Annotated in this window: 1 protein-coding gene; it reads right to left on the bottom strand. The window is 70.7% G+C overall.

Annotation, left to right across the window (positions count from 1 at the left end; translation table 11 throughout):
• A partial coding sequence (locus AC1D01_RS37790) for an immunoglobulin-like domain-containing protein (protein WP_477875093.1) occupies nt 1-615 on the bottom strand: 615 nt, incomplete at both ends.

The raw sequence follows: 615 nt of genomic DNA, 5'->3' as shown, positions 1-615 counted from the left end.
GGGTGTAGCCGGCGCTCGCGCCTTCGGTGACGCTGCCGTTGCCGGTGATGCTGAGGGTCGTCGTGTCGATCGAATCGGTGACCGTCGTCGTGGCGGCGGCGGCGCTGGGCGCCAGCTGCTCGAAGTTGCCGCCGACGGCGCTGGCGATGGTGGCCGAGACGGTGCCGCCGTTGACGTAGACGTCGTTCGGCGCGGTTGCGTGCGAGACCGAGCCGCTGAACTGGCCGGCAGCGATGGTGATGGTGTCGCCGTTCGACAGCGTCACCACGACCGGTGCCTGCGCCACCGCGCCCAGCGTCGCGGTGTAGACGATGCTGCCGCCCTCGACGACCGATGGCGTGGCCGCCAGCACGACCGTCGTCGCGTCGACGCTGTCGGTCAGCGTGGTGCTGGCCGCCGTCGGGTCGACACTGAGGTTCTCGAAGTTGCCGCCGATCGCGTTCGCGATCGTCGCGCTGATGGTGCCGCCGCCCAGGTAGACGTCGTTCGCCGGGGCGGCGTGCGTGACGCTGCCGGTGGTATCGCCGGCGGCGATGGTGATCACGTCGCCGTTCGACAGGTTGACGGTGAGCGGCGTCTGCGCCGCCTGCGTCAGCGTCGCGGTGTAGGTGATGC

The organism is Rhizobacter sp. P3_B12 (genome assembly GCF_056402895.1).
The sequence above is the reverse complement of the archived record's forward strand: the minus strand, read 5'-3'. Positions and strand labels throughout refer to the sequence as shown.